Raw genomic sequence first — 21096 nt, 5'->3', positions numbered from 1 at the left:
AAGCGGGTGTCGGGAAGTGAAACACCAGCCATGCCTTCAGGGTTCCACGCACGCCCTGCGCGAAATGGACAGTTGCCGCGAATGTGCTAAACTTTCCCGCGAACAACTTGGTGCGGCCGGGCCGGGGGGTGGCGGCATGAGTGTCTTCAGCGTGGTGGCCGACGGCCAGGCCGGACTTTTCCGCCTGCAACAGGCGAAGAAGCCGTGGGAGAAGGAGCTTCAGGCGAAAGACGCCCAGGGCCAGCTCGCCCAGAAGGCGGAGCGCGCGCAGGCGCTGACCCAGGCCGCCACCAAATGGCAGAGCGACCATGCCAGTGCCCAGGCGGCGCTTGAGGAAGCGCGGCGGGTCGGCGGGCCCAAGCAGGCCGCCGCCACCCGGCTGGAGCAGGTCGAACGCAAGATCGAGCAATTGAAACTGGCGATGCGCTTCGCCCAGGGCGATCCGCAGAAGCTGGCCTCCCTGGCGCGGGAGGCGGCGTTGCTGGCGCGCGAGGCCGGGCGCGCCGCCAAGGAGTATGGCGCCGGCATGAAGGCCGCGGCGGAGATGGGGCTGCCCGGCGACAGCAGTGCCGCTACCGGCGGCGGCACGATGCTGTCGTCGGAGACGACGATCACCCGCAGCAGCACCAGCCTGACCCTGCAACAGACCGAGGTGACGCTGACCATCGGCGTCTCGACGGGGGAGGGGGCTTCGGCGGAGAGTGCTGCCGACCTGATGGCCGCCGATGCCGGGGCGGAGTCGGATTCCGCAGTTGCGGCTGCGGGGCAGGACGGCCAACTGCCGGACGATATCCAGACTCTGGTGCAGGATGTGCTGTCGGGCCTGGGCGGCGGCGGCTTGAGCGGGGGCAATTCGGCATCCGCCGCGACGGGTGGCACCGGTGGTCGGAGTGCCATGATCCAGCAGCTGATGGCCGACAACACCATGAAGATGTCGCGTTACCGCGAGGCCGACACCTTTGGCCAGCGGGTGGAGGGGGTGCTCGCCACCTCTAAGCGCATCATCGGCGAGGCGAAAGCCGCCAACATGCTGGACGAGTCGGAAAAGCGGCGGCGCGAGCGGCGGGAAGGGTTCAAGGCCGACGACAAGATGGTCGAGGCCGCCCAGAAGGAGGTCAACGCCCTGCGCATGGCGGCGCTTGGGTCCGGCGAGGCGCTTGGGGCCGCGGGGTTGCTCGGCGATGGCGAGGAGGATGGAACGGAGGTTGCGGCCGTTTCGCCCGCCGCCGCTTCGGCCGCCCCATTGGGCGCCCAGGCGGCCGCGGTGCTGAATCTGCTGGCCTGAAACTGCTGGCCTTCTGCGACTTATTGGACCGTCGCCGTCTGCTACCATTTCTCCATACGCTGCGGTGCGACATTGTGTTGACCGGCTCGCGCGGAAGACGCGATAACCGATGAACCAAGACTCCCGGAGAGGAGTCTGCGAACCGAGCGCAAGAGAATGGGACACGCAACGAGATGAGCAACTGGATCCGCCGCGGCGGCCTCGAAATCGCCCAACCGCTGTACGACTTCATCAATGACGAGGCGCTGCCGGGGACCGGTGTCGACGCCGACCGTCTCTGGACCGGCCTCGACCAGCTTCTGCACGAGCTGGCGCCGCGCAACAAGGCTCTGCTGGACAAGCGCGATCATTTGCAGGCGCAGATCGACGGGTGGCACACCGCCCGCCGCGGCAAGGTCTTCGATCAGGCCGAATACGAGTCCTTCCTGCGCGAGATCGGCTATCTGGTGCCGGAGGGCGGCGACTTCGCCGTCGGCACCGGCAACGTCGATCCGGAGATCGCCTATCTCGCCGGCCCCCAGCTGGTGGTGCCGATCACCAACGCCCGTTACGCCCTGAACGCCGCCAATGCGCGCTGGGGCAGCCTGTATGACGCGCTGTACGGCACCGACGCCATCCCCGGCACCCCGGCGGCCGGCGGCTATGACGCCGCCCGCGGCGCGCAGGTGATCGCCTGGGCCCGCAAGTTCCTCGACGACAGCGTTCCGCTGGCCGAGGGCAGCCATGCCGACGCCACTGCTTACGTCGTCGAGGGTGACGCGCTGGCGGTGACGCTGAAGAGCGGCGGCAAGACCGGGCTGAAGGACAAGGCCGCCTTCGTCGGCTGGCAGGGCGAGGCTTCCTCGCCGTCGGCCGTGCTGCTGGTGCAGAACGGCACCCACATCGAAATCCGCATTGACCGCAGCAGCGTGATCGGCAAGGACGACGCGGCCGGCATCGTCGACGTGGTGCTGGAAGCGGCGCTGTCGACCATCCAGGACTGCGAGGATTCGGTCGCCGCCGTGGACGCGGAGGACAAGGTTGTCGCCTACCGCAACTGGCTGGGCCTGATGAAGGGCACGCTGGAGGCCAGCTTCCCCAAGGGCGACAAGACCATCGTCCGCAGGCTGAACCCGGACCGCACCTACACCACGCCGACCGGCAGCGTCACCCTGCACGGCCGCAGCCTGCTGCTGGTCCGCAATGTCGGCCACCTGATGACCATCGACATGGTCAAGCTGTCCGACGGCAGCGAGGCGCCGGAAGGCATCCTCGACGGCGTCTTCACCTCGCTGATCGCGCTGCATGACCTGAAGGCCGAGGGTGGGCTTCGCAACAGCCGCGCCGGCTCGGTCTACATCGTGAAGCCGAAGATGCACGGGCCGGAAGAGGTCGCCTTCGCCGACGAGCTGTTCGGCCGCGTCGAGGATCTGCTGGGCATGGCCCGCAACACCCTCAAGGTCGGCATCATGGACGAGGAACGGCGCACCAGCGTCAACCTCAAGGAATGCATCCGCGCCGCCAAGGACCGCGTGGTGTTCATCAACACCGGCTTCCTCGACCGCACCGGCGACGAGATCCACACCTCGATGGAGGCCGGCCCGGTCGTCCGCAAGGCGGCGATGAAGGCCACCAAGTGGATTTCGGCCTATGAGGACAACAATGTCGATGTCGGGCTGCGCGCCGGTCTCAAGGGCCGTGCCCAGATCGGCAAGGGCATGTGGGCGATGCCCGACCTGATGGCGGACATGCTGGTCGCCAAGATCGGCCACCCGAAGGCCGGCGCCAACACCGCCTGGGTTCCGTCGCCGACCGCCGCCACCCTGCACGCCACCCACTATCACGCCGTGAATGTGGCCGAGGTGCAGGACCAGCTGGCCAAGCGGCAGGCTGCCGCCCTGTCCGACATCCTGACCATCCCGCTCGCCGACCGCCCCAACTGGTCGGAGGACGAGATCCGGCAGGAGCTGGAGAACAACGCCCAGGGCATCCTCGGCTATGTGGTGCGCTGGATCGACCAGGGTGTCGGCTGCTCCAAGGTGCCGGACATCCACGATGTCGGGCTGATGGAGGACCGCGCCACCCTGCGCATCTCCAGCCAGCACATCGCCAACTGGCTGCATCACGGCATCTGCACCGAGGCCCAGGTGATGGAGGTCATGAAGCGGATGGCCGCCGTCGTCGACAAGCAGAATGCCGGCGACCCGCTGTACAAGCCGATGGCCGGCAATTTCGACGGCAGCATCGCCTTCCAGGCCGCCTGCGATCTGGTGTTCAAGGGCCGCGTCCAGCCGAACGGCTACACCGAGCCGGTCCTGCATGCGCGCCGCCGTCAGGTGAAGGCGGCCGGTTGAGTATATTTCGGTGGCGGGGGCGTTTCGTCCCCGCCGCACCCTAACCTGTGTGCCTAATTTCCAGAATGCGCACCGCCACCTGCTTGGTGTAGGGGCTGGCCGCGAAATACTCGTACCTTACCGAATTCTCCGCGGCGAATTCCTGGAACGCCCGATACTCGTCATCGCGCCAGCTGTGGTTGCCGATATATTCATCGAACACGATGACGGTGCCCGGCCGCACCCGATCCGCGAGCGCGGTCAGCACCGTGCGGGCCGAGGCGTAGATGTCGCTGTCGACATTGACGAAGCGTACCGGCCCGGGATGGGTGGCGAGGAAGGGCGGCAGGCTGTCCTCGAACCACCCCACATGCAGGCGGGCGTTGTCGCGCACCGGCGGCAACTGGCTGCCGGTGGTCAGCACGCCACGGGGCGAGTTCACCCAGCCTTCCGGCAGCCCCTCGAACGAGTCGAAGCCGTGGACCTCCTGGCCCGCCACCGCGGCAATATGGTCGAGCGAAGTGCCGCGCCGCACGCCGAACTCCAGCACCAGACCCGGTGTGGCGGCACAGGCCAGCGCGTGGCGCAGCAGCCGGCCGCTGTTGCCGAACAGGCGGAAGTCGGCCGACAGACTGGGGAGCAGCGCCTTGGCCCCGTCCGGCAGCGGGCGGCGCTTCGGGTTGTCGCCGACCTCCGCCGCTTCCACGGCGTCGGCCTCGGCATCCCGGCCGAGCAGGCGCAGGGTGGCGGCGAGATAGCCCCAGTATTTGCCGGCGGCGCCGCCACAGCGGGTGGCGCGGCGCAGGCGGCGCAGCGCTTCGTCCGGGCCGTGATGGTGGAGTGCCTGGGCGTGGCTGCCGAACCATGCCGCGGCATGCTCGGGGTCGTCGGCCAGGAGCGCGTTGAAATGCGCGAGAGCCTCGTCGTCATGCCCGAGATAGGCTGCGGCCGTCGCGGCTTCGAAGCGGATGTCGGGGGAGCGGTCGCCGGCGGTCAGCGCCTCGCGGGTCAGGGCGATCGCGTCGCTGTAGCGGGCGTCGCGGCGCAAGGCACCGGCCAGCGCGGCGGTCAGGTCCGGACGGCCGGGAGCGACGCGCAGTGCGCGCTCCAGCCAGTTTACCGCGGGGAGGGGAGCGTTGTCGGCCTGATGGGCTCTGGCGAGGGTGGCCAGCCGGTCGGCGTCTGCGGGGCTGTCGGCCAGCACCCGACGCAGGCAGGCGATGGCCGCCGCCGGACCGCGATGGCCAAGATGGGCCAGACCGAGCAGATGGAGCCGCTCGACACCAGAGGATGTGGTTGCACCGCGCAGCAGGCGCAGGGCGGGGCGGTAACGGCGCGCGTCGATCAGGGCGCGCGCCTCGTGCAATACAGGGTCAGCGGTCAAAATGACTCGTCGTCAGGGCAGCCGGCGGAAGGTCCAGACCGACGCCGGCGGCAGGTTCCGGGCGATCCAGGCATGACGCCGCGGCTTCAGCCGCAGCCGCCGGATCAGTTCCGGATTGACCGGGGCGAAGGGACCATAGGTGAATTGCACGAAAACCCCGTCGGGCGCCAGCACGGAAAAGGCGCCGCGCACGATCCGTGCCTGCACCGACAGCGGCATGGCGATCAGCGGCAGGCCCGACACCACCGCGTCGCAGGTCTCCCAGCCATGGGCCTGGACGATGCGGTGGACCCGCGTCGCGTCGCCGCGCACCACCGTGGCGTTGGGGTGCAGGATCGACAGATGGTCGGCGAAGGCGGGGTCGAGTTCGACCATCAGCAGATTGTCGGGGGTGACGCCATGGGCCAGAAGGGCCGACGTGACCGGACCGGTGCCCGGCCCCAACTCCACCACCCGCCGTGTTGGGCTGCAACCGGCGGCCTTCGCCATCGTCCGGCACAGCTCAGGTCCGCTTGGAGTTACCGACGCGACCTTCAGGGGTGAGCGAATCCAGCGCTCGACAAAAAGCTTGCGTTCAGCAAGTGACATCGACCGACCTCCCAACAGACGCCGGATCAATTCCTCGGCTCTGCTTAAACCCTTTCTACTCAGTTACGTTTCGTTGCGCCAGCCGAATGGATTTTGAATGATCGTTTAACAAAACGGTGACTCCGCGATGACGGTTCCTTTTCATCGACTATTCAAGTCGGATTCTCGCAACCGCAGCATAGCAGAGGCATTGTGGGGGCGATGTTCTCCTTTTCTTCCACTGTACCGTTGACAGGGCCGTGAGTGCCGGGCACCGTTGCGGAACCGGAAGGACACCGGACGGATTGGGGACCAGGGGACCAGACCAGGACATGCCGACGCTCGCACCCGATCATTCGGATCTGTTCGACGATACGGGCAAGCCGCCCCGGCTGTTGGAACTCGACGTCGCCAGGATCATGCGCAACCCCAGCATGCCGCGTCGCCACTTCGACCCACAGGAAATGCAGGGGCTGGCCGACTCGATCGCCCATTACGGGTTGAAGCAGCCGGTCCTGGTGCAGGAGGTCGTCGGCGGACACCGTCTGGTCGCCGGCGAACGGCGGCTGCGGGCGCACGAGATGCTGGGGCTGGCGACCATCTACGCGCTGGTCACCTCCGGCAACCCGGACGAGCTGACGCTGGTGGAGAATGTGCAGCGCGTCGATCTGGACGCGCTGGAACTGGCTGAGGCGCTGGCCCGGCTGATCGAGCGTTTCGGCTATACCCAGGAGCAACTGGGCCGCATCATCGGCAAGAGCCAGAGCAACGTCAGCCATACCCTGCGGCTGAACAGCCTGCCGGAGACGATCAAGCAGGAATATGCCGCCGCCCACCACGACGTGTCCCGTTCCACCCTGATCGAGATCGCCTGGATCAAGGATCTGGACGAGCAGATCGCCCTGTGGGAGCAGGTGAAGGCCGGCGACGGCACCGTCCAGGCCGCGCGCAGCCGCAAGGACGCCGCCAAGGAGCCGTCGCTGCGCACCATGTCGGCGGTCGGCCGCTTTCTCGACGCGCTCCGCCGCGCCACCGCCCGGCTGGGCGATCCGCGCGAACACCGCGCCTATGTCGACGACATGCAGCGGCGCGAACTGATCAGCCTGCGCCGGCGCATCGACCTGCTGCTGGGCGACGATCCGGCGGTGGATTGAGGGGTTGGGCGTCCTCAGTCGTTCAGGAAGGGGTTGTAGAGCCGCTCCTCGCCGAAGGTCGACATCGGGCCGTGCCCGGGGATGAAGGCGATGTCGTCGCCGTAGGGGAACAGCTTGTCGCGGATCGAAGCGATCAGGTCGGCGAAGTTGCCCTTGGGGAAGTCGGTGCGGCCGATCGAGCCCTGGAACAGAACGTCGCCGACGATGGCGAGCTTCGATGGCCGGTGGACGAACACCACATGGCCGGGGGTGTGGCCGGGGCAGTGGCGGACCTCCAGCGTCTGGTGGCCGACGGTCACCGTATCACCCTCCTCCAGCCAGCGGCCGGGCGTGAAGGAGCGGACCGGCGGGAAGCCGAACATCTGGCTCTGCATCGGCATACCGTCGATCCAGAACTGGTCCTCGCGCTGCGGCCCCTCGATCGGCAGCGACAGCTTGTCGGCCAGATCGGCGACGCCGCCGGCATGGTCGATGTGGCCGTGGGTAACCAGGATCTTCTCCAGCGTCACGCCCTTCGCCTTCGCCGCCGCCAGGATGCGGTCAAGGTCACCGCCGGGATCGATGGCGGCACCCTTCATCGTCTCGGGGCACCAGAGCACCGTGCAGTTCTGCTGGAACGGGGTGACCGGAACGATGGCGTACTGCATGTCCTGACCTTCGACTCTGCGGGAAAATGGCGGATTGACCCCATGGGCAGGGCGACCTTAACGCGCCCGCGACGGCTGCCGCAAACCATTCGCGCAAAGCCGGTCGCATTGCCCGGAGAATCTGGCTAAGGTCCGCTGATCCGGGCCGGGATTGCGCCTTTGGGTGGAATAGCGGGCCGGTACGAAATGTTAACCACTGAAGCTTTAGATCGGGGCGGACCATCTTGCCGTCGCCGCAAATCATACGGATTCCGCCGGAATGCTGTCGCAGAAAGCCAAATACGCGTTGCGTGCCCTGATCATGCTGGCGGAGAAGGACAATGGCGACCTGATCCTGATCGCCGACATCGCCGAGCGTGAGAACATCCCGCGCAAGTTCCTGGAAGCGATCCTGGTCGAGTTGCGCAAGGAAGGCGTCCTGTTCGCCAAGCGCGGCAAGAGCGGCGGTTACCGGCTGGCCCGTCCCGCCGCCGAGATCACCTTCGGCGAGGTGATCCGCCTGATCGACGGCCATCTCGCCCCGATCCCCTGTGCCAGCAAGGCCTCCTTCCGGCCGTGCGAGGACTGCATCGATACGGAGACCTGCTCGGTCCGCTGGCTGATGGTCCAGGTCCGCGACGCCACCGCCGCGGTGCTGGACAACCGGACGCTGGCCGACGCGCTGCGCCACCGCCAGTCCACCGGCAACATCGCCGCGAACTTCGACATCTGACGCTGTCCGGCTCCGCCCTTCCATCCTGAATTCGCGTTTGAGACCATGCTCCCGCATCCCTATGGTTGGCGGGACCAACGTGGTTTCAGGAGGGTTGCGGATGTCTGACGAGAAGGTGGCCGTCATCACGGCCGGCGGCAGCGGCATGGGAGCGGCCTCGGCGCGCCGGCTGGCGGCCGACGGGTTCAAGGTCGCGATCCTGTCCTCCTCCGGCAAGGGCGAGGCGCTGGCGGATGAGTTGGGCGGCCTCGGCGTCACCGGGTCGAACCAGTCCAGCGACGACCTGAAGCGGCTGGTCGATGCCACCATGCAGCGCTGGGGCCGCATCGACGCGCTGGTCAACAGCGCCGGCCATGGTCCGCGCGGTCCCCTGCTGGAGATCAGCGACGAGGACTGGCACCGTGGCATCGAGGTTTATTTCCTCAATGTCGTGCGGGCGGTCCGGCTGGTGGCGCCGATCATGGTCGGGCAGAAGGGCGGCTCGATCGTCAATATCTCCACCGCCTGGGCGTTCGAGCCGAGCGCCATGTTCCCGACCTCCGCCGTGGCGCGGGCCGGTCTGGCCGCCTACACCAAGATCTTCGCCGAGCAGTATGCGGCAGACAATGTGCGGATGAACAACGTCCTGCCCGGTTGGATCGACAGCCTGCCCGCGACCGAGGAACGGCGCCAGAGCGTGCCCATGCAGCGCTATGGCAGCAGTGAGGAGATCGCGGCGACGGTGGCCTTCCTGGCCTCGCCGGGCGCCGGCTATATCACCGGCCAGAACATCCGGGTCGATGGCGGGTTGACGCGGTCGGTTTGAGTGGGGGGCCGTAGAAACGAAAAAGGGCCGGCGAAATGCCGGCCCTTTTTTCTTGGGAACCTCCCGCCAACTCAGTCGGCGAAGGGGTCCGTCATCAGGATGGTGTCGTCGCGTTCCGGGCTGGTCGACAGCAGGGCGACCGGGGCCTGGATCAGCTCTTCGATGTGGCGGACATACTTGACCGCCTGGGCCGGCAGCTCCGCCCAGGAGCGGGCGCCGCGGGTGGTGTCCTTCCAGCCTTCGAAGGTCTCGTAGATCGGCTCGACGCGGGCCTGGGCGCCGGCATTCGCCGGGTAATAGTCGATCTCCTGGCCGTCCAGCCGGTAGCCGACGCAGACCTTGACCTCGTCGAAGCCGTCCAGCACGTCCAGCTTGGTCAGGGCGATGCCGTCGATGCCGCCGGTCTTGATCGCCTGGCGGACCATGACGGCGTCGAACCAGCCGCAGCGGCGCTTGCGCCCGGTGACGACGCCGAACTCCTTGCCTTTCTGGCCGATCAGCTCGCCGATGTCGTCGGTCAGCTCGGTCGGGAAGGGGCCGGAACCGACGCGGGTGGTGTAGGCCTTGCAGATGCCCAGCACATAGCCGACGGCGCGCGGGCCCATGCCGCTGCCGGCGGCGGCGTTGCCGGCCACCGTGTTGGAGGAGGTGACGTACGGGTAGGTGCCGTGGTCGATGTCCAGCATCGTGCCCTGGGCGCCTTCGAACAGGATGCGCTTGCCGGCGCGGCGCAGCTCGTCCAGCTGCTTCCAGACGACGGCGGCGTAAGGCAGGACCTGCGGCGCGATCTCGCGCAGCGGCTCCAGGATGTCGGCCGGGGTCATCTCCGGCGCGCCCAGCGCGCGGAACAGCGCGTTGTGGTGGGCGAGCAGGGCGTCGACCTTCTCGACCAGAACGGCGTCGTCGGTCAGGTCGCACAGGCGGATGGCGCGGCGGGCGACCTTGTCCTCATAGGCCGGGCCGATGCCGCGGCCGGTGGTGCCGATCTTGCCGGCGCCCTTGGCCTCCTCGCGTGCCTTGTCGAGAGCGCTGTGCACCGGCAGGATCAGCGGGACATTCTCGGCGACGATCAGGTTTTCCGGGTTGACGGTGACGCCCTTTTCCTTGATCGCGTTGACTTCGCGGATGAAGGCCCACGGGTCGAAGACGACGCCGTTGCCGATGACCGACAGCTTGCTCTGGCGCACGACACCGGAGGGCAGCAGGCTCAGCTTGTATTCGACGCCGTTGATCACCAGCGTGTGGCCGGCGTTGTGACCGCCCTGGAAGCGCACCACCACATCGGCCCGGCTGGACAGCCAGTCGACGATCTTGCCCTTGCCCTCGTCGCCCCACTGGGCGCCGACCACCGCAACGTTGGCCATCTCTCGTCTCCGCAAAACTTCAAAAGGAACCGCTCAGCCTCCCGATCCACCGCAGGGTACCATCCGCGCGGCGTGGGGGCCCGTTCACCCTGAACCCAACTCGCTTGAACTCAAATCGCCTGAACTCAAGTCATGTGAACCCAGGGTCATCCGACCGGCTTGACGTCCCCGCCAGCCAGCCAATGGCCGCACTGGAGCCGTCTGGCTTCCGCGGCCGCATCGGTCACCGGGGCCAGCCCGGCGACCGTCACCCATCCTTCGGCCCGCAGCCTGCGCGCCGCTTCCCAGCCGCAGCCATGCGGCACATAGACCCGGCCTGGGGCCTTGGCCGCCGGAACCGCGCGCAGCAGCGTGTCCATATAGAGCGTGAAGCCGGTCGCGGGCTCGCCGCGATCCTCACCCTGGGCGCCGGCACGGTAGCGCCCGCCCTGGCCCAGTTCCCCCGCAGCGCGGGAGAACAGCGTGAAGCTGAGGCCGGTCTGGTATTCGAAGCCGCGATGCTCCACCAGATCGATGGTCACCGTCAGGTCGGGCATCGCCGCGCGCAGCAGGGCCAGCGTGTCGGTCAGCCGGCGGCGGTCCTTCTCGGCGCCCTCCGGCAGCGGCAGGTCGGCCAGCGCCTGCATGGCGCGGTCGGCCGGGCCGGACGCGTTCATCAGCGTTTCCAGCAGCGAGGCGGCCGGGCCGCCGACGGCCGCCACGGCGGCCGAGTCCTTGCGGTCGAGCGCCGCGCGCAGCTGGCGGATCTCGTCATCGCCCAGGCCGAGCCCGGCGCAGATGCGCGACACCATGGTGGGCACGCAGAGGTCGACCGACAGGTGCGGCACGCCGATGGCGGTCAGCGCCTGGACCGCCAGCAGCACCACCTCGGCGTCGGCCTCCGCCTCCAGCGCACCGATCAGCTCGACGCCGACCTGGGTGAACTGGCGTTCGGGGCGCAGCTGCGACCCTTTCACCCGCAGTACCTGTCCGGCGTAGCACAGGCGCAGCGGCCGGGCCTCGTTCTTCAGGCGGGTGGTGGCGATGCGGGCGATCTGTGGGGTGATGTCGGCGCGGACCGCCATCATCCGCTGCGAATGCGGGTCCATCAGCCGGAAGGTCTGCTTGGACATCGCCGCGCCGGGGCCGGAGAGCAGGTTCTCTTCGAACTCCACCAGCGGCGGGTCGACGCGGCGGTAGCCCTGCGCGGCGAATTCCGCCAGCAGGCGTTCGACGGCAGCCGCCTCATGCGCCGCTTCGGACGGCAGCACGTCGTGCAGTCCGGCGGGAAGCAGGGCGGAGCTCAGTGCGTCGGCGGGCATGACCAGCGTGTCTCGTTGCAGGCAGGGACAGGGATGCCGCGGCGAATGTCGGGCACACGGGGCGGGCTAATACCCGACACCCGCGCCGCATGCAAACGGAAAAGCCCCGCACCGTGGCGGTATCTCCCCTGCGCGGGCGGATCCGCCGCAGGCGGCCGGACAAAGTGTCGCTGCCGGTGGCGGTGGGAACAAGGGCGCAGGGGGGGCAGGGAGCATCGCTCCCTCTCCCGGGGCGGGAGAGGGCGATTATGGCTGTCGGGACTCAGCCGGCGTCGGCGGGGCCGGCGTCTTCGTCGAGCGGGAGCGCCGGGTCGATGTCCGGTGCCGTCGGCGACACCACGGCGAAGCTGCTGCCGTCGTTCTTCGGGCGCAGCACGGTCAGCGGCGAGCCGACCACCAGGAAATGGATGATCTCGGCGATGTTGGTGGCGTGGTCGCCGATGCGCTCCAGATTCTTCGCCATGAACAGCAGGTGCGTGCAGGGCGTGATGTTGCGCGGATCCTCCATCATATAGGTCAGGACCTCGCGGAACAGGCTGGTGTAGAGGTCGTCCAACTCCTCGTCGCGCTCCCAGGCGGCGATGGCCTTGTCGACGTCGCGCTCGATATAGGCGTCGAGCACGTCCTTCAGGATCGCCTCGACCAGCCGGCCCATGCGCGGGATGCCGGCCGCCGGGCGCACCACCGGCACCTGGGCCAGCGCCAGCGATCGCTTGGCGACGTTGGCGGCATAGTCGCCGATGCGCTCCAGATCGGCGGAGACCTTCAGGGCCGAGACGATCTCGCGCAAATCCTGCGCCATCGGCTGGCGCAGGGCCAGCAGCCGCACCGCCTCCGCGTCAATGTCGCGCTCGTAGGCGTCGAGCCGGGCGTCGGCCTGCATCACCTGGGAGGCGAGCCCGACGTCGCGGCGGGTCACCGCCTTCACCGCGGCCTCCACCTGCGCCTCCGCCACGCCGCCCATCTGGGTGACGAGGTTGGACAGGCGTTGCAATTCCTGCGCGAAGGAGCGGACGATGTGTTCGGTACCCATGTTCGGTCGCGACGCTCCAATGATGTCCGTTCCATGCGCAGCGCTCCGGAAGGTCGCCACGCGCGGGACGTGTATATTAGCCCCTGGTCATGACGGCGGTGTGGCGGGATTATTTCACTTCCTTGACAATCATGTGTCGCTTGGGCGGCCGGTCTATACTGGTGCCGTCGCCGTGACCGTCGCCAGCAGCAGCGTATTGGATTTGAAGTAACTCGGTAACTTCGCTAAAGGGAACGGGAGCCGTATTGAAGCCGTCCGTAGGGGGTATCGCCCCCTGCTTTGACCGGGAGGCCGTTCCTTCATGTCCGTCGCGTTCCAGATGCCAGCCTTCAAGATGCCTGCCCGCGCCGTTGCCTCAGGAGCCCTGCTTCTCCTGGCTGCATCGCCGCTGGCGCTCGCTGCCGATCCGACGGCGGCGCCCACCGCATTGGTCGAGGATGTGTCGGACGGCGTCGACGGCGTGCAGCCGATGGATTACGTGGCGGCCGGTCGGACCGTGGCTCTGAAGGCTGGCCAGACGCTGACGCTGAGCTATCTGGAATCCTGCGTGAACGAGACGATCACCGGCGGTTCGGTGACGATCGGCTCCCGCGAGTCGGCGGTGCAGGGCGGCAGCATCGATCGCCATACGCTGCCTTGCGACGGCGGCAAGCTGCTGCTGGCCTCCAACGAGGCGGGCAAGGCGGGGGTGACCGTCTTCCGCAGCGCGCCCATTGCCCTGCCGGGCATGAAGGCGCAGCTGCCGAAGCCGGACCTGACCCTGTTCAAGACCCACCCGGTGCTGATCCTGTCGGCCCCCGGCCCGGTGACCATCGACCGGCTGGACGTGCAGGGCATCGCGCTGAGCACGGTGAATGTCCCCGGCAGCACGCTGGACACCGCGAAGACCGGTGCCGGGCTGGAGCCGGGCGGCCTCTACAGGATCTCTGCCGGACAAAAATCCTTCGTGGTGAAGATCGATGAGAAGGCGTCGGCCGGTGGCGGCCCGGCGCTCGGCCGGCTGATCCGCTTCTGAGCGGCGGGCACGACCATTGGACAGGATGAGGCTGCCCCGGCGCGTCCGGCTGGTCCTGCTCGGCGCGGTGGCGCCGGTAGTCGCATCGCTGCTGGTGCTGGCCGTCTCGTCCATGTTGCAGGGGCCGTCGATCGACAGCCTCTATTGGCTGAGGGAGCGGGTGCATGGTCCCCGGCCGGCGCCCGACCTGTCGCCGGTGGTGGTGGTCGGCATCGATGAGGAAACCTACCGCCGCCCGCCCTTTGCCGGCACGCCGCAGGCGTTGTGGGGGCCGCGGCTGGGTACGGTGCTCGGCGCCATGCTCGACGGCGGGGCGGCGGCCATCGGGCTTGACCTCGTCCACCCGACCTCGGTCGAGACGCTGATCCCGGGTTTCGAGCGCGACTATCTGCTGACTCTGCGCCGCGGCGGCAAGGAGGGGCGGCTGGTGCTCGCCAAGGTGCAGCATCAGAGCGATCCGCTGATGCCCTATCGCGGCTACATGATCGCCGCCGGGGTCAACAACGTCCGCTCGGTCAATCTGGTCGAGGATGCCGACGGCGTGCTGCGCCGGGTGCCGCTGACGCTGGGCGTGACCGGTCCGGATGGCCAGCCGAAGGCCGAGCCGGGCATGGCGGTAGAGGTGGCGTCGCGGGCGCTGAAGGCACCGCTGGAGCGTGGGGCCGACGGCTCCGCCACGCTGGGCGGCTACCGGGTGCCGGGCGGGGAGGGCAACCGGCTGCTGGTCAACCATGCCACGGCCGCAGGGTCCATTCCGACCTATTCGCTGGCCGACCTGTATGCCTGCGCCGAAGCCGGCAAGACCGACTTTTTCGCCAAACACTTCAAGGGCAAGGCGGTGATGGTCGGCACCGTGCTGGATGTGGAGGACCGCAAGCTCTCCTCCAACCGCTGGGTCACCAAGCCGGAAGGGGTTGGTCTTCCCGAACGCTGCGCCCTGCCGGTGATGAGCGAACTGTATGTTGCCGGCCGCACCCGCGACAGCATTCCCGGCGTCTATATCCATGCCGCCGCCATCTCCAACCTGATCGCGCACGATGCGCTGGAGGAAGCCGGCCGGCCGGCCGCTGCGGCGCTGGTCCTGCTGCTGGCCGGTCTGGCCGCCCTGGTGACGCTGGCGACCCGCCCGTTGGTGGCCGCGGCCGGCCTGCTCCTGCTGCTGGCGGGATGGAGCGGCATAGCGGTGGAAGCCTTCCAAGGCGGCCTGGTGCTGCCCTATCTGCAAGCGGCACTGGCGGCGCTGCTGGTCTTTCCGCTGGCGCTCGGTTTCCGCTTCGCCGTGCTGGACCGCGACCAGCGGCACATCCGCAACGCCTTCAAGCTCTACCTGCCGGGATCGCTGATCGACGACATGATCGCGTCGGGCCAGTCGCCCAGCCTGGGCGGGGAGGAGCGCGACCTGTCCATCCTGTTCTGCGACATCGCCGGCTTCACCAAGATGTCGGAGGGGATGGAGCCGGAAGCGCTGGTGACCGTCCTCAACCGCTATTTCACGGTGATGACCGACATCATCGAGGCGCATGGCGGCTTTGTCGATAAATACATCGGCGACGCGGTGCTGGCGGTGTTCGGTGCCCCCTATGCCATCGACAATCATGCCCGCGCCGCGGTGTCTGCCGCCCTGGCGATGCGTCAGGCGATGGCGGACGATCCGACCCTGCTGGCGACCTCCAGCGGGCGCGGCTCCAACCGCATCGGCATCGCCACCGGCCCGGCGCTGATCGGCAACATCGGCTCGCCCCGACGCTTCAACTACACGGTGATGGGCGACACGGTGAATCTGGCCTCCCGGCTGGAAGGTGCCAACAAATACTACAACACCGCGCTGATGGTCAGTGGCGAGACCATGCGCCACCATGGCGACCCGGATGCCTTCCGCGCGCTCGATATCGTCCAGGTCGTCGGCCGCAGCGAACCGGTGGAGGTATTCGAACCGCTGTCCGACGCCCGCCGCGCCGATGAGGAGGATCGCGCCCAGCGCACCGCCTACGCCGCTGCCCTCGACGACTGGCGCGCCGGCCGGTTCGAGGCCGCCACCGTCGGTTTCCGTGCCCTGGTCGCCGCCGATGGTGCCGCGCTGGCGATGCTGCACAAGGCGGAAAAGCGCGTCGGTCTGCCGGCCGAGCCGGGCTGGGCCGGCGTGACCGCCCTCACCGACAAATAGTCCACCGATAAATAGCCTGCCGCCAAACACTTTACCGACGACAAGCCGTGTCCCGAACCGTCATGCCCATTTTCGCGCCCCGCCGCTTCCGGCGCATCGCCCGTCTGTCCGCCCTGCTGCTGGCGGGCGTCGCCGCTCCGCTGCCGGCGCTGGCCCAGGCGGTTGCGCCTGCTCCGTCGCCGGTGCTGCCGCCCTCGCTCGACCCCAACCGGTTGGAGCAGCGTTTCGAACGGCCGGCCGTGCCGCAATCCTCGCCGGAAATCGAGATGCCGGCGCCGGAGAAGGCGCCGCCACCGCGCGATGCCGAGCGCATCACCCTGACGCTGACCGAGATCCGCATCGACGGCAACAGCGTCTATGACGGCGACAGCCTGTCCGCCCTGTGGCGCGACAAGCTGGGCAAGCCGGTGACGCTGGCCGACCTCTACGCCATCCGCGACGCCATCACCGCGCGCTACCGCAACGACGGCTATGTGCTGTCGCAGGCGGTGGTGCCGGCCCAGCGCATCCGCGATGGCGTCGTCCGCCTCCAGGTGGTGGAGGGCTATGTCGACGAGGTGATCGTCCAGGGCGAAGCGACTGACCGGCTCGGCCTGTTGCGGCGGATGGGGGAGAAGATCAAGGCCTCCCGCCCGCTGCGCATGGCGGACATGGAACGCTACGTCCTGCTGGCCGACGATCTGCCCGGCGTCGCCGTGAAGACGGTGCTGGAGGCGTCGCCCGACACGCCCGGCGCCTCGCGCCTGACCCTGGCGCTGGAGCGGACGCCCTTCAACGGCTTTCTGTCGCTGGACAACCGCGGCACCCGCTCGATCGGTCCGTTCCAGCTGACCGGCGTCGCCAGCGTCGAGGACCAGCTCGGCCTGTTCGAGCGCACCACCGCCCAGGGCATCGTCACCCCGCAGATCCGTGAGCTGCGCTTCTTCGACGTCGGCCAACTCGTGCCGGTGGATGCCGAGGGCACGACGGTGGAGTATGGTGTCCGCCGGTCCTGGTCACAGCCCGGCGACAGCGTCCGGCCGCTCGACCTCTACAGCCTGACCACCTCCGGCCGGTTGGCGGTGTCCCACCCCTTCATCCGCAGCCGGGCGGAGACGCTGCGCGCCGGCCTCAGCGTCACCATCCGCGACAGCCGCACCGACGCTCTGGGCGACAAGCTGTCAGAGGACCGTCTGCGCATCGTCGCCGCCAATGTCGCTTACGATTTCGCCGACGGCTGGGGCGGGTCGAACCTGCTGACGGCAGAGCTGTCGAAGGGCCTGGACATCCTGAACGCCACCGAATCCGGCAGTGCCAACCTGACGCGCAGCGGTGGGCGCAGCGATTTCCGCAAGCTGCTGCTGTCGGCCCAGCGCAACCAGCCGCTGACCGATCAGCTGATCCTTGTGCTCTCCGGCGAGGCGCAATACAGCCCCGACCAACTGCTGTCGGCGGAGGAATACGGACTGGGCGGCAAGCAGTACGGCCGTGCCTTCGATCCGTCGGAGATCACCGGCGACAGCGGCTTCGCCGGCCGGGCGGAACTGCAATACATCCTGCCGGTGCAGGAGGACGGTCTCGATTACGCGGTTGCCTACGGCTTCGGCGATTATGGGGCGGTGTATAATTACGAGGGCGGCACGCGCCATGGCCGCCGCTCCCTCGCCTCGGCCGGCATCGGCCTGCGATTCGGCGTTTTCCAGCGCATCGACGCCAGCGTCGAACTGGCCAAGCCCTTCATCACCACGCCGTTCAGCACGCAGGACCGAGCCCCGCGCGCCTTCTTCACCCTGTCGACGCGGTTCTGACGTCACGCACAGTCACCACCGCGCGGCCGGCCTGTTGCGGCCGGACCGCGGCGGTGACCACGGCAAAGGGCAGTTCGTCAGATCAGCTCGACCCGCTGAGCCACCGGCGCATCCTCCGACCCGACGGCCAGATAACGCACATCCTCGCCGTCGGCAACGATGTCCAGACCCGACTGGCGCAGGGTGGCACGGTCGAAATAGACGGTCGCGCCGTCTTCCCACGGTTCGATCAGGCCGGACTGGCTGTCCAGATTGTACCAGCGCACCGTGCCGTATGCCATGGTGGCCGGGCCGGCCGGCTCCGCATGGCGCTCGCGCCGCTCGCGCGGCGGCTTCGGCGGGCGGGCGAAGGCCTCTCCGCCCTCCTCGGGCTGTGCGCCCGTTCCGGGGATTTGACCGCCTTGCTGACCCATCGGTTGTGCCGAAGCGGTGGCGCGCGGTGGGCGCTGGTTGCGCGCACGCGGGGCAGGCGGCGTTTCCGGTGGCGTGGCGGAGTGAATGGCGACGACCTGGGGTCCCTTGGCGCCCTGGGCCAGATCGCAGACGACCGTCGTGCCCTCGACCGGGTTGGGCAGGGAGGCGGCGGCCAGGACCGAAGCGTGCAAGAAAGCCTCGCCGGAGCCATCGGCGAGGCGGACGAACCCAAAACCCTTTTCCGGCTTGAACCACTTTACCGTCGCGGTGACGTTCGTCGCGGTGACGTTCTTCAACTCTTCGCTCAAGACAGGTCCCTTTCACGTCCTGTAGCCGGGGGAGGGGCGGCCCTGACGCTGAACTGGGCGCGGCACCGCTGTATGACCAAGAACAAGGCCCCGGCGTCCGTGAGCTTATCATAAAATTCCAGAAAATGACCAGTGCGGTGATGCCCTGTAACGCTCCGATGATGGGCGGCATCACTTGGCGACGGGCCGATACTCGCAATGCGCGAGTTAGGGAAAGCGAAAGCGTGTCCGCATCGATGGTTCGGTTTCATAAACAAAGCCGCATCACAATGCCACCAAATCGCGTCTGTTCATCGCGTTGCAAATTACTGATCTTGTAGCTCAAACCTGTCCATCAGCGGTACTTACGCCGTAAATAAAATTTTAACTAAAAAATTGGACTCATGCCTCCATCAGAACGGAGGATTGACTTATGACGACCACCGACCAGGCCGCTTTTTTCGTGTCCACCAAGGGCAATGACAGCTGGTCCGGGCGGCTCGCCGCTCCCAACGCCGCCGGCACCGACGGTCCCTTCGCCAGCCTGGAAAAGGCGCGGGACGCGATGCGGGCGAGCGACATCGACACCACCTATGTTCGTGGCGGCACCTATCGCCTGAACAAGACCCTGACCCTCGACTCCCATGACGACGGCCACAGCTTCCTCGCCTACAAGAGCGAGACGCCGGTGCTGAGCGGTGGGGAGCGGGTGACCGGCTTCACCTATGAGGGCAAAGGCCTCTATTCCGCCAAGCTCTCGTCCGCCAATGGCCTGGATGTCAGCATCGGCGGCGAGCGCCAGCATGCGGCGCAGACCGGCGACTTCGATCCGGCCCATGCCGCGACCAGCGGCTGGCATGTGTTGAAGGCCAACTCCACCGGCGCCAGCAAGACCAGCTTCAACTTCTCGAACGGCGACATTCCCTCGGGCTTGAAGCCCCATGCCGGTCTGGTGGTGCAGACCTTCGACACCGAACGGCTGAAGGACGACATCTCGCCTGTGAAGTCGATCGACCAGTATCATCACACGGTGACGCTTGATGACGCGGCCTCCTACGGCCTGCGCACCGGTGGCACCTATCGGCTGATGAACGACGCCTCGCTGATCCGCGACGCCGGTGAATTCGGCTGGCGCGCCAGCGACGGCAAGCTGGTGGTGAAGCCGGAGCATGCCGGCAGCTTCCAGTCGGACGGCGTGGTCGTCGCCCGGCTCGGCACGCTGATCAAGGCCAGCAATGCCAGCAACGTCAGCATCGAAGGGCTGACCTTCTCCGACACCCGCTATGACGGCGCGGCGCTGTCGATGCAGGGCGGTCACGGCAACTCGGTCGGTGGCAACCACTTCGTCAATGTCGGGACCGCGGTTTCACTCGACGGCACCGACGACAGCCGCATCGCCGGCAACCATATGGAGCAGCTCGGCGACAACGGCGTGTCGATGATCCATGCCGCCAACGGCAACCGCATCTACGCCAACACCATCGAGCATATCGGCCAGATCACCAAGGGCGGGGCCGGCATCGGCGCCGTCGGCAGCAGCAACACCCTGGTCAGCCACAACGACATCACCGATGCCCCCCGTTATGGTGTGTCCTTCAAGGAATGGGATGACGGCCAGCTGAACCGCAACAACACCGTCGAGTTCAACAAGATCCACCATGTCGGGCAGGAAACCGCCGATGGTGGTGGCATCGAGATGCTCGGCCGCTCGGCCAAGGACATGGGCTCGATCATTCGCGGCAATGAGGTGATCGACACCGGCGGCCTCGCCACCGACGGCAAGGGCAACTGGCTGACCGACCACAAGGGCTGGGGCATCTCGCTCGACGATCTGACCAGCGGTGTCATCGTTCGCGACAATTTCGTGAAGGGCTTTGCCTGGGCCGGCATCTATGTCCATGGCGGCGACAACAATCTGCTGGAAAACAACTTCGGCATCGCCAGCCGCCCGGAGGACGCCTTCATCCGTCTTGAGTGGGTGCCGAAGGCCGGCGCCGAGGCGCGCCCCCACGACAATATGGTCATTCACAATCTTGCCGCCGGCGACAGCCCGATCGATCAGTACTGGAAGCTGCTCAGCCCCGGCCGGCTGACCATGGACGGCAACGTGGCTGCCAACGGCCGTGCCTATGGCCCGAACGACGCGGTCTTCAATCCGGGCTTCCGGGACAGCGCCCATGCCGACTATTCGCTGAAGGACCATGCCCCGGTCCTGTCCCACGGCATCCATGACCTCAGCTGGTCGTCGATGGGAACCGACGGCTACCACGCCGACAGCAGCATGGCCCAGTTCTGGGACCACGCCGCCTATTGACGGGCAGAGGGGGGCGCCGATCCGCCCGGCGCCCCCTCGGACCCCTCTGGTCAAGGAATCGTCATGAGGGGCGAAAAAAGTACTTGCGCGGTTTGGGAGGTGTCGCCTATAAAGCGCCTCCCGACGCGAACGACGCCGGCGCCGCCGAACCGGCAGCGACCGACCCGCGAACGGGAAGCCCGACAAACCGGTGCTTGCGATCCGAACCCCAGGGTTCGGGCGAGCTTCCGGTTTCCGCATCGGGCGGGCTCTTTGACAAGTTAATACCGTGTTGTGAGAAGGGATGCGCAGGCGGCGGCAGTTGGTAGCCGTTGCGGCCTTGGGGTGCTGGTTTCCTGAAGGGGATCGGCGCAATGAGGATCGTCTGTGCATCTTTTGAGCAGAGAGACTGTGAACAGTATCGACGTATCAGGAGATCGTTAAGGCGGTCCTGTCGGTCGTGGCTTTTGTCACGAACTGAACCTGAGAGTTTGATCCTGGCTCAGAACGAACGCTGGCGGCATGCCTAACACATGCAAGTCGAACGAGGGTTTCCTTCGGGGGGCCTTAGT

16 protein-coding genes and 1 rRNA gene are annotated in these 21096 nt (G+C 67.5%); 10 read left to right on the top strand and 7 right to left on the bottom strand.

Annotated features, from left to right (window positions below; translation table 11 throughout):
* The first annotated feature begins 136 nt into the window (after nucleotides 1-136).
* Complete coding sequence (locus tag J2848_RS20185; protein WP_149235230.1) at nucleotides 137-1285, top strand: hypothetical protein; 1149 nt, start codon at nucleotides 137-139, stop codon at nucleotides 1283-1285.
* Between the two features lie 173 nt (nucleotides 1286-1458).
* Nucleotides 1459-3618 carry a malate synthase G gene (locus J2848_RS20180; protein WP_149235231.1) on the top strand — a complete coding sequence of 720 codons (2160 nt, stop codon included), beginning with the start codon at nucleotides 1459-1461 and terminating at the stop codon, nucleotides 3616-3618.
* Between the two features lie 40 nt (nucleotides 3619-3658).
* Here the strand turns inward: J2848_RS20180 and J2848_RS20175 are convergent, their stop codons facing one another.
* Together J2848_RS20175 and J2848_RS20170 are read right to left on the bottom strand one after the other, a co-directional pair.
* Complete coding sequence (locus J2848_RS20175; protein ID WP_246194452.1) at nucleotides 3659-4981, bottom strand: class I SAM-dependent methyltransferase; 1323 nt, start codon at nucleotides 4979-4981, stop codon at nucleotides 3659-3661.
* Nucleotides 4982-4993: 12 nt separating this feature from the next.
* Nucleotides 4994-5470: a class I SAM-dependent methyltransferase gene (locus J2848_RS20170; RefSeq protein ID WP_149235232.1), complete on the bottom strand. Its 477-nt coding sequence runs from the start codon at nucleotides 5468-5470 to the stop codon at nucleotides 4994-4996.
* 410 nt (nucleotides 5471-5880) lie between these two features.
* On the opposite strand from J2848_RS20170, the gene J2848_RS20165 reads away from it, so the two are divergent.
* Nucleotides 5881-6702, top strand: coding sequence for a ParB/RepB/Spo0J family partition protein (locus tag J2848_RS20165; RefSeq protein ID WP_149235233.1), 822 nt, complete (start codon nucleotides 5881-5883; stop codon nucleotides 6700-6702).
* Nucleotides 6703-6716: 14 nt separating this feature from the next.
* Here J2848_RS20165 and J2848_RS20160 read toward each other — a convergent pair whose 3' ends face one another.
* Nucleotides 6717-7349 (bottom strand): MBL fold metallo-hydrolase, encoded by a 633-nt coding sequence (locus J2848_RS20160; RefSeq protein ID WP_149235234.1) that lies wholly within the window; start codon nucleotides 7347-7349, stop codon nucleotides 6717-6719.
* 259 nt (nucleotides 7350-7608) lie between these two features.
* Between J2848_RS20160 and J2848_RS20155 the strand changes: the two genes are divergently transcribed.
* Both J2848_RS20155 and J2848_RS20150 read left to right on the top strand, forming a co-directional pair.
* Nucleotides 7609-8061 (top strand): RrF2 family transcriptional regulator, encoded by a 453-nt coding sequence (locus J2848_RS20155; RefSeq protein WP_109865232.1) that lies wholly within the window; start codon nucleotides 7609-7611, stop codon nucleotides 8059-8061.
* Nucleotides 8062-8161: 100 nt separating this feature from the next.
* Nucleotides 8162-8866, top strand: a complete 705-nt coding sequence (locus J2848_RS20150; protein ID WP_149235235.1) for an SDR family oxidoreductase — start codon at nucleotides 8162-8164, stop codon at nucleotides 8864-8866.
* Between the two features lie 71 nt (nucleotides 8867-8937).
* Here the strand turns inward: J2848_RS20150 and J2848_RS20145 are convergent, their stop codons facing one another.
* From J2848_RS20145 to phoU, 3 genes are all read right to left on the bottom strand, one after another.
* Nucleotides 8938-10230 (bottom strand): adenylosuccinate synthase, encoded by a 1293-nt coding sequence (locus J2848_RS20145; RefSeq protein ID WP_149235236.1) that lies wholly within the window; start codon nucleotides 10228-10230, stop codon nucleotides 8938-8940.
* A gap of 146 nt (nucleotides 10231-10376) precedes the next feature.
* Nucleotides 10377-11531, bottom strand: coding sequence for an ATP phosphoribosyltransferase regulatory subunit (locus J2848_RS20140; RefSeq protein WP_149235237.1), 1155 nt, complete (start codon nucleotides 11529-11531; stop codon nucleotides 10377-10379).
* A 262-nt stretch (nucleotides 11532-11793) separates the two neighbouring features.
* The gene (gene phoU / locus J2848_RS20135) at nucleotides 11794-12564 is read right to left on the bottom strand and encodes a phosphate signaling complex protein PhoU (RefSeq protein WP_149235238.1); all 771 of its coding nucleotides are present in this window, start codon (nucleotides 12562-12564) and stop codon (nucleotides 11794-11796) included.
* A 301-nt stretch (nucleotides 12565-12865) separates the two neighbouring features.
* Here phoU and J2848_RS20130 point away from each other — a divergent pair, with 301 nt between their 5' ends.
* The 3 genes from J2848_RS20130 to J2848_RS20120 all read left to right on the top strand — a co-directional run bounded on the left by J2848_RS20130 (nucleotide 12866) and on the right by J2848_RS20120 (nucleotide 17530).
* Nucleotides 12866-13579, top strand: coding sequence for a hypothetical protein (locus J2848_RS20130; RefSeq protein ID WP_149235239.1), 714 nt, complete (start codon nucleotides 12866-12868; stop codon nucleotides 13577-13579).
* 25 nt (nucleotides 13580-13604) lie between these two features.
* Nucleotides 13605-15743, top strand: coding sequence for an adenylate/guanylate cyclase domain-containing protein (locus J2848_RS20125; protein WP_149235240.1), 2139 nt, complete (start codon nucleotides 13605-13607; stop codon nucleotides 15741-15743).
* 62 nt (nucleotides 15744-15805) lie between these two features.
* Nucleotides 15806-17530, top strand: a complete 1725-nt coding sequence (locus tag J2848_RS20120; RefSeq protein ID WP_246194455.1) for a ShlB/FhaC/HecB family hemolysin secretion/activation protein — start codon at nucleotides 15806-15808, stop codon at nucleotides 17528-17530.
* 77 nt (nucleotides 17531-17607) lie between these two features.
* On the opposite strand, the gene J2848_RS20115 is transcribed toward J2848_RS20120, so the two are convergent.
* A complete protein-coding gene (locus J2848_RS20115) occupies nucleotides 17608-18252 on the bottom strand; it encodes a cold-shock protein (protein ID WP_246194457.1) in 645 nt (214 codons plus the stop codon).
* Between the two features lie 412 nt (nucleotides 18253-18664).
* Here J2848_RS20115 and J2848_RS20110 point away from each other — a divergent pair, with 412 nt between their 5' ends.
* On the top strand, nucleotides 18665-20545 hold the full coding sequence (locus tag J2848_RS20110; RefSeq protein ID WP_149235242.1) for a right-handed parallel beta-helix repeat-containing protein: 1881 nt from the start codon (nucleotides 18665-18667) through the stop codon (nucleotides 20543-20545).
* A gap of 458 nt (nucleotides 20546-21003) precedes the next feature.
* Nucleotides 21004-21096 (top strand): 16S ribosomal RNA (locus J2848_RS20105); the annotation flags it as partial.

Origin of the sequence: Azospirillum lipoferum (assembly GCF_024170005.1) — a bacterium.
Lineage (GTDB): Bacteria > Pseudomonadota > Alphaproteobacteria > Azospirillales > Azospirillaceae > Azospirillum > Azospirillum lipoferum.
This window is presented reverse-complemented; position numbering and strand designations above follow the sequence as displayed.

Coding starts and splice junctions, on each gene's coding strand:
- J2848_RS20185 (WP_149235230.1), top strand. CDS start 137: ATGAGTGTCTTCAGCGTGGTGGCCGACGGCCAGGCCGGACTTTTCCGC.
- J2848_RS20130 (WP_149235239.1), top strand. CDS start 12,866: ATGTCCGTCGCGTTCCAGATGCCAGCCTTCAAGATGCCTGCCCGCGCC.
- phoU (WP_149235238.1), bottom strand. CDS start 12,564: ATGGGTACCGAACACATCGTCCGCTCCTTCGCGCAGGAATTGCAACGC.
- J2848_RS20110 (WP_149235242.1), top strand. CDS start 18,665: ATGACGACCACCGACCAGGCCGCTTTTTTCGTGTCCACCAAGGGCAAT.
- J2848_RS20125 (WP_149235240.1), top strand. CDS start 13,605: ATGAGGCTGCCCCGGCGCGTCCGGCTGGTCCTGCTCGGCGCGGTGGCG.
- J2848_RS20145 (WP_149235236.1), bottom strand. CDS start 10,230: ATGGCCAACGTTGCGGTGGTCGGCGCCCAGTGGGGCGACGAGGGCAAG.
- J2848_RS20165 (WP_149235233.1), top strand. CDS start 5,881: ATGCCGACGCTCGCACCCGATCATTCGGATCTGTTCGACGATACGGGC.
- J2848_RS20160 (WP_149235234.1), bottom strand. CDS start 7,349: ATGCAGTACGCCATCGTTCCGGTCACCCCGTTCCAGCAGAACTGCACG.
- J2848_RS20170 (WP_149235232.1), bottom strand. CDS start 5,470: ATGGCGAAGGCCGCCGGTTGCAGCCCAACACGGCGGGTGGTGGAGTTG.
- J2848_RS20155 (WP_109865232.1), top strand. CDS start 7,609: ATGCTGTCGCAGAAAGCCAAATACGCGTTGCGTGCCCTGATCATGCTG.
- J2848_RS20150 (WP_149235235.1), top strand. CDS start 8,162: ATGTCTGACGAGAAGGTGGCCGTCATCACGGCCGGCGGCAGCGGCATG.
- J2848_RS20180 (WP_149235231.1), top strand. CDS start 1,459: ATGAGCAACTGGATCCGCCGCGGCGGCCTCGAAATCGCCCAACCGCTG.
- J2848_RS20140 (WP_149235237.1), bottom strand. CDS start 11,531: ATGCCCGCCGACGCACTGAGCTCCGCCCTGCTTCCCGCCGGACTGCAC.
- J2848_RS20120 (WP_246194455.1), top strand. CDS start 15,806: ATGCCCATTTTCGCGCCCCGCCGCTTCCGGCGCATCGCCCGTCTGTCC.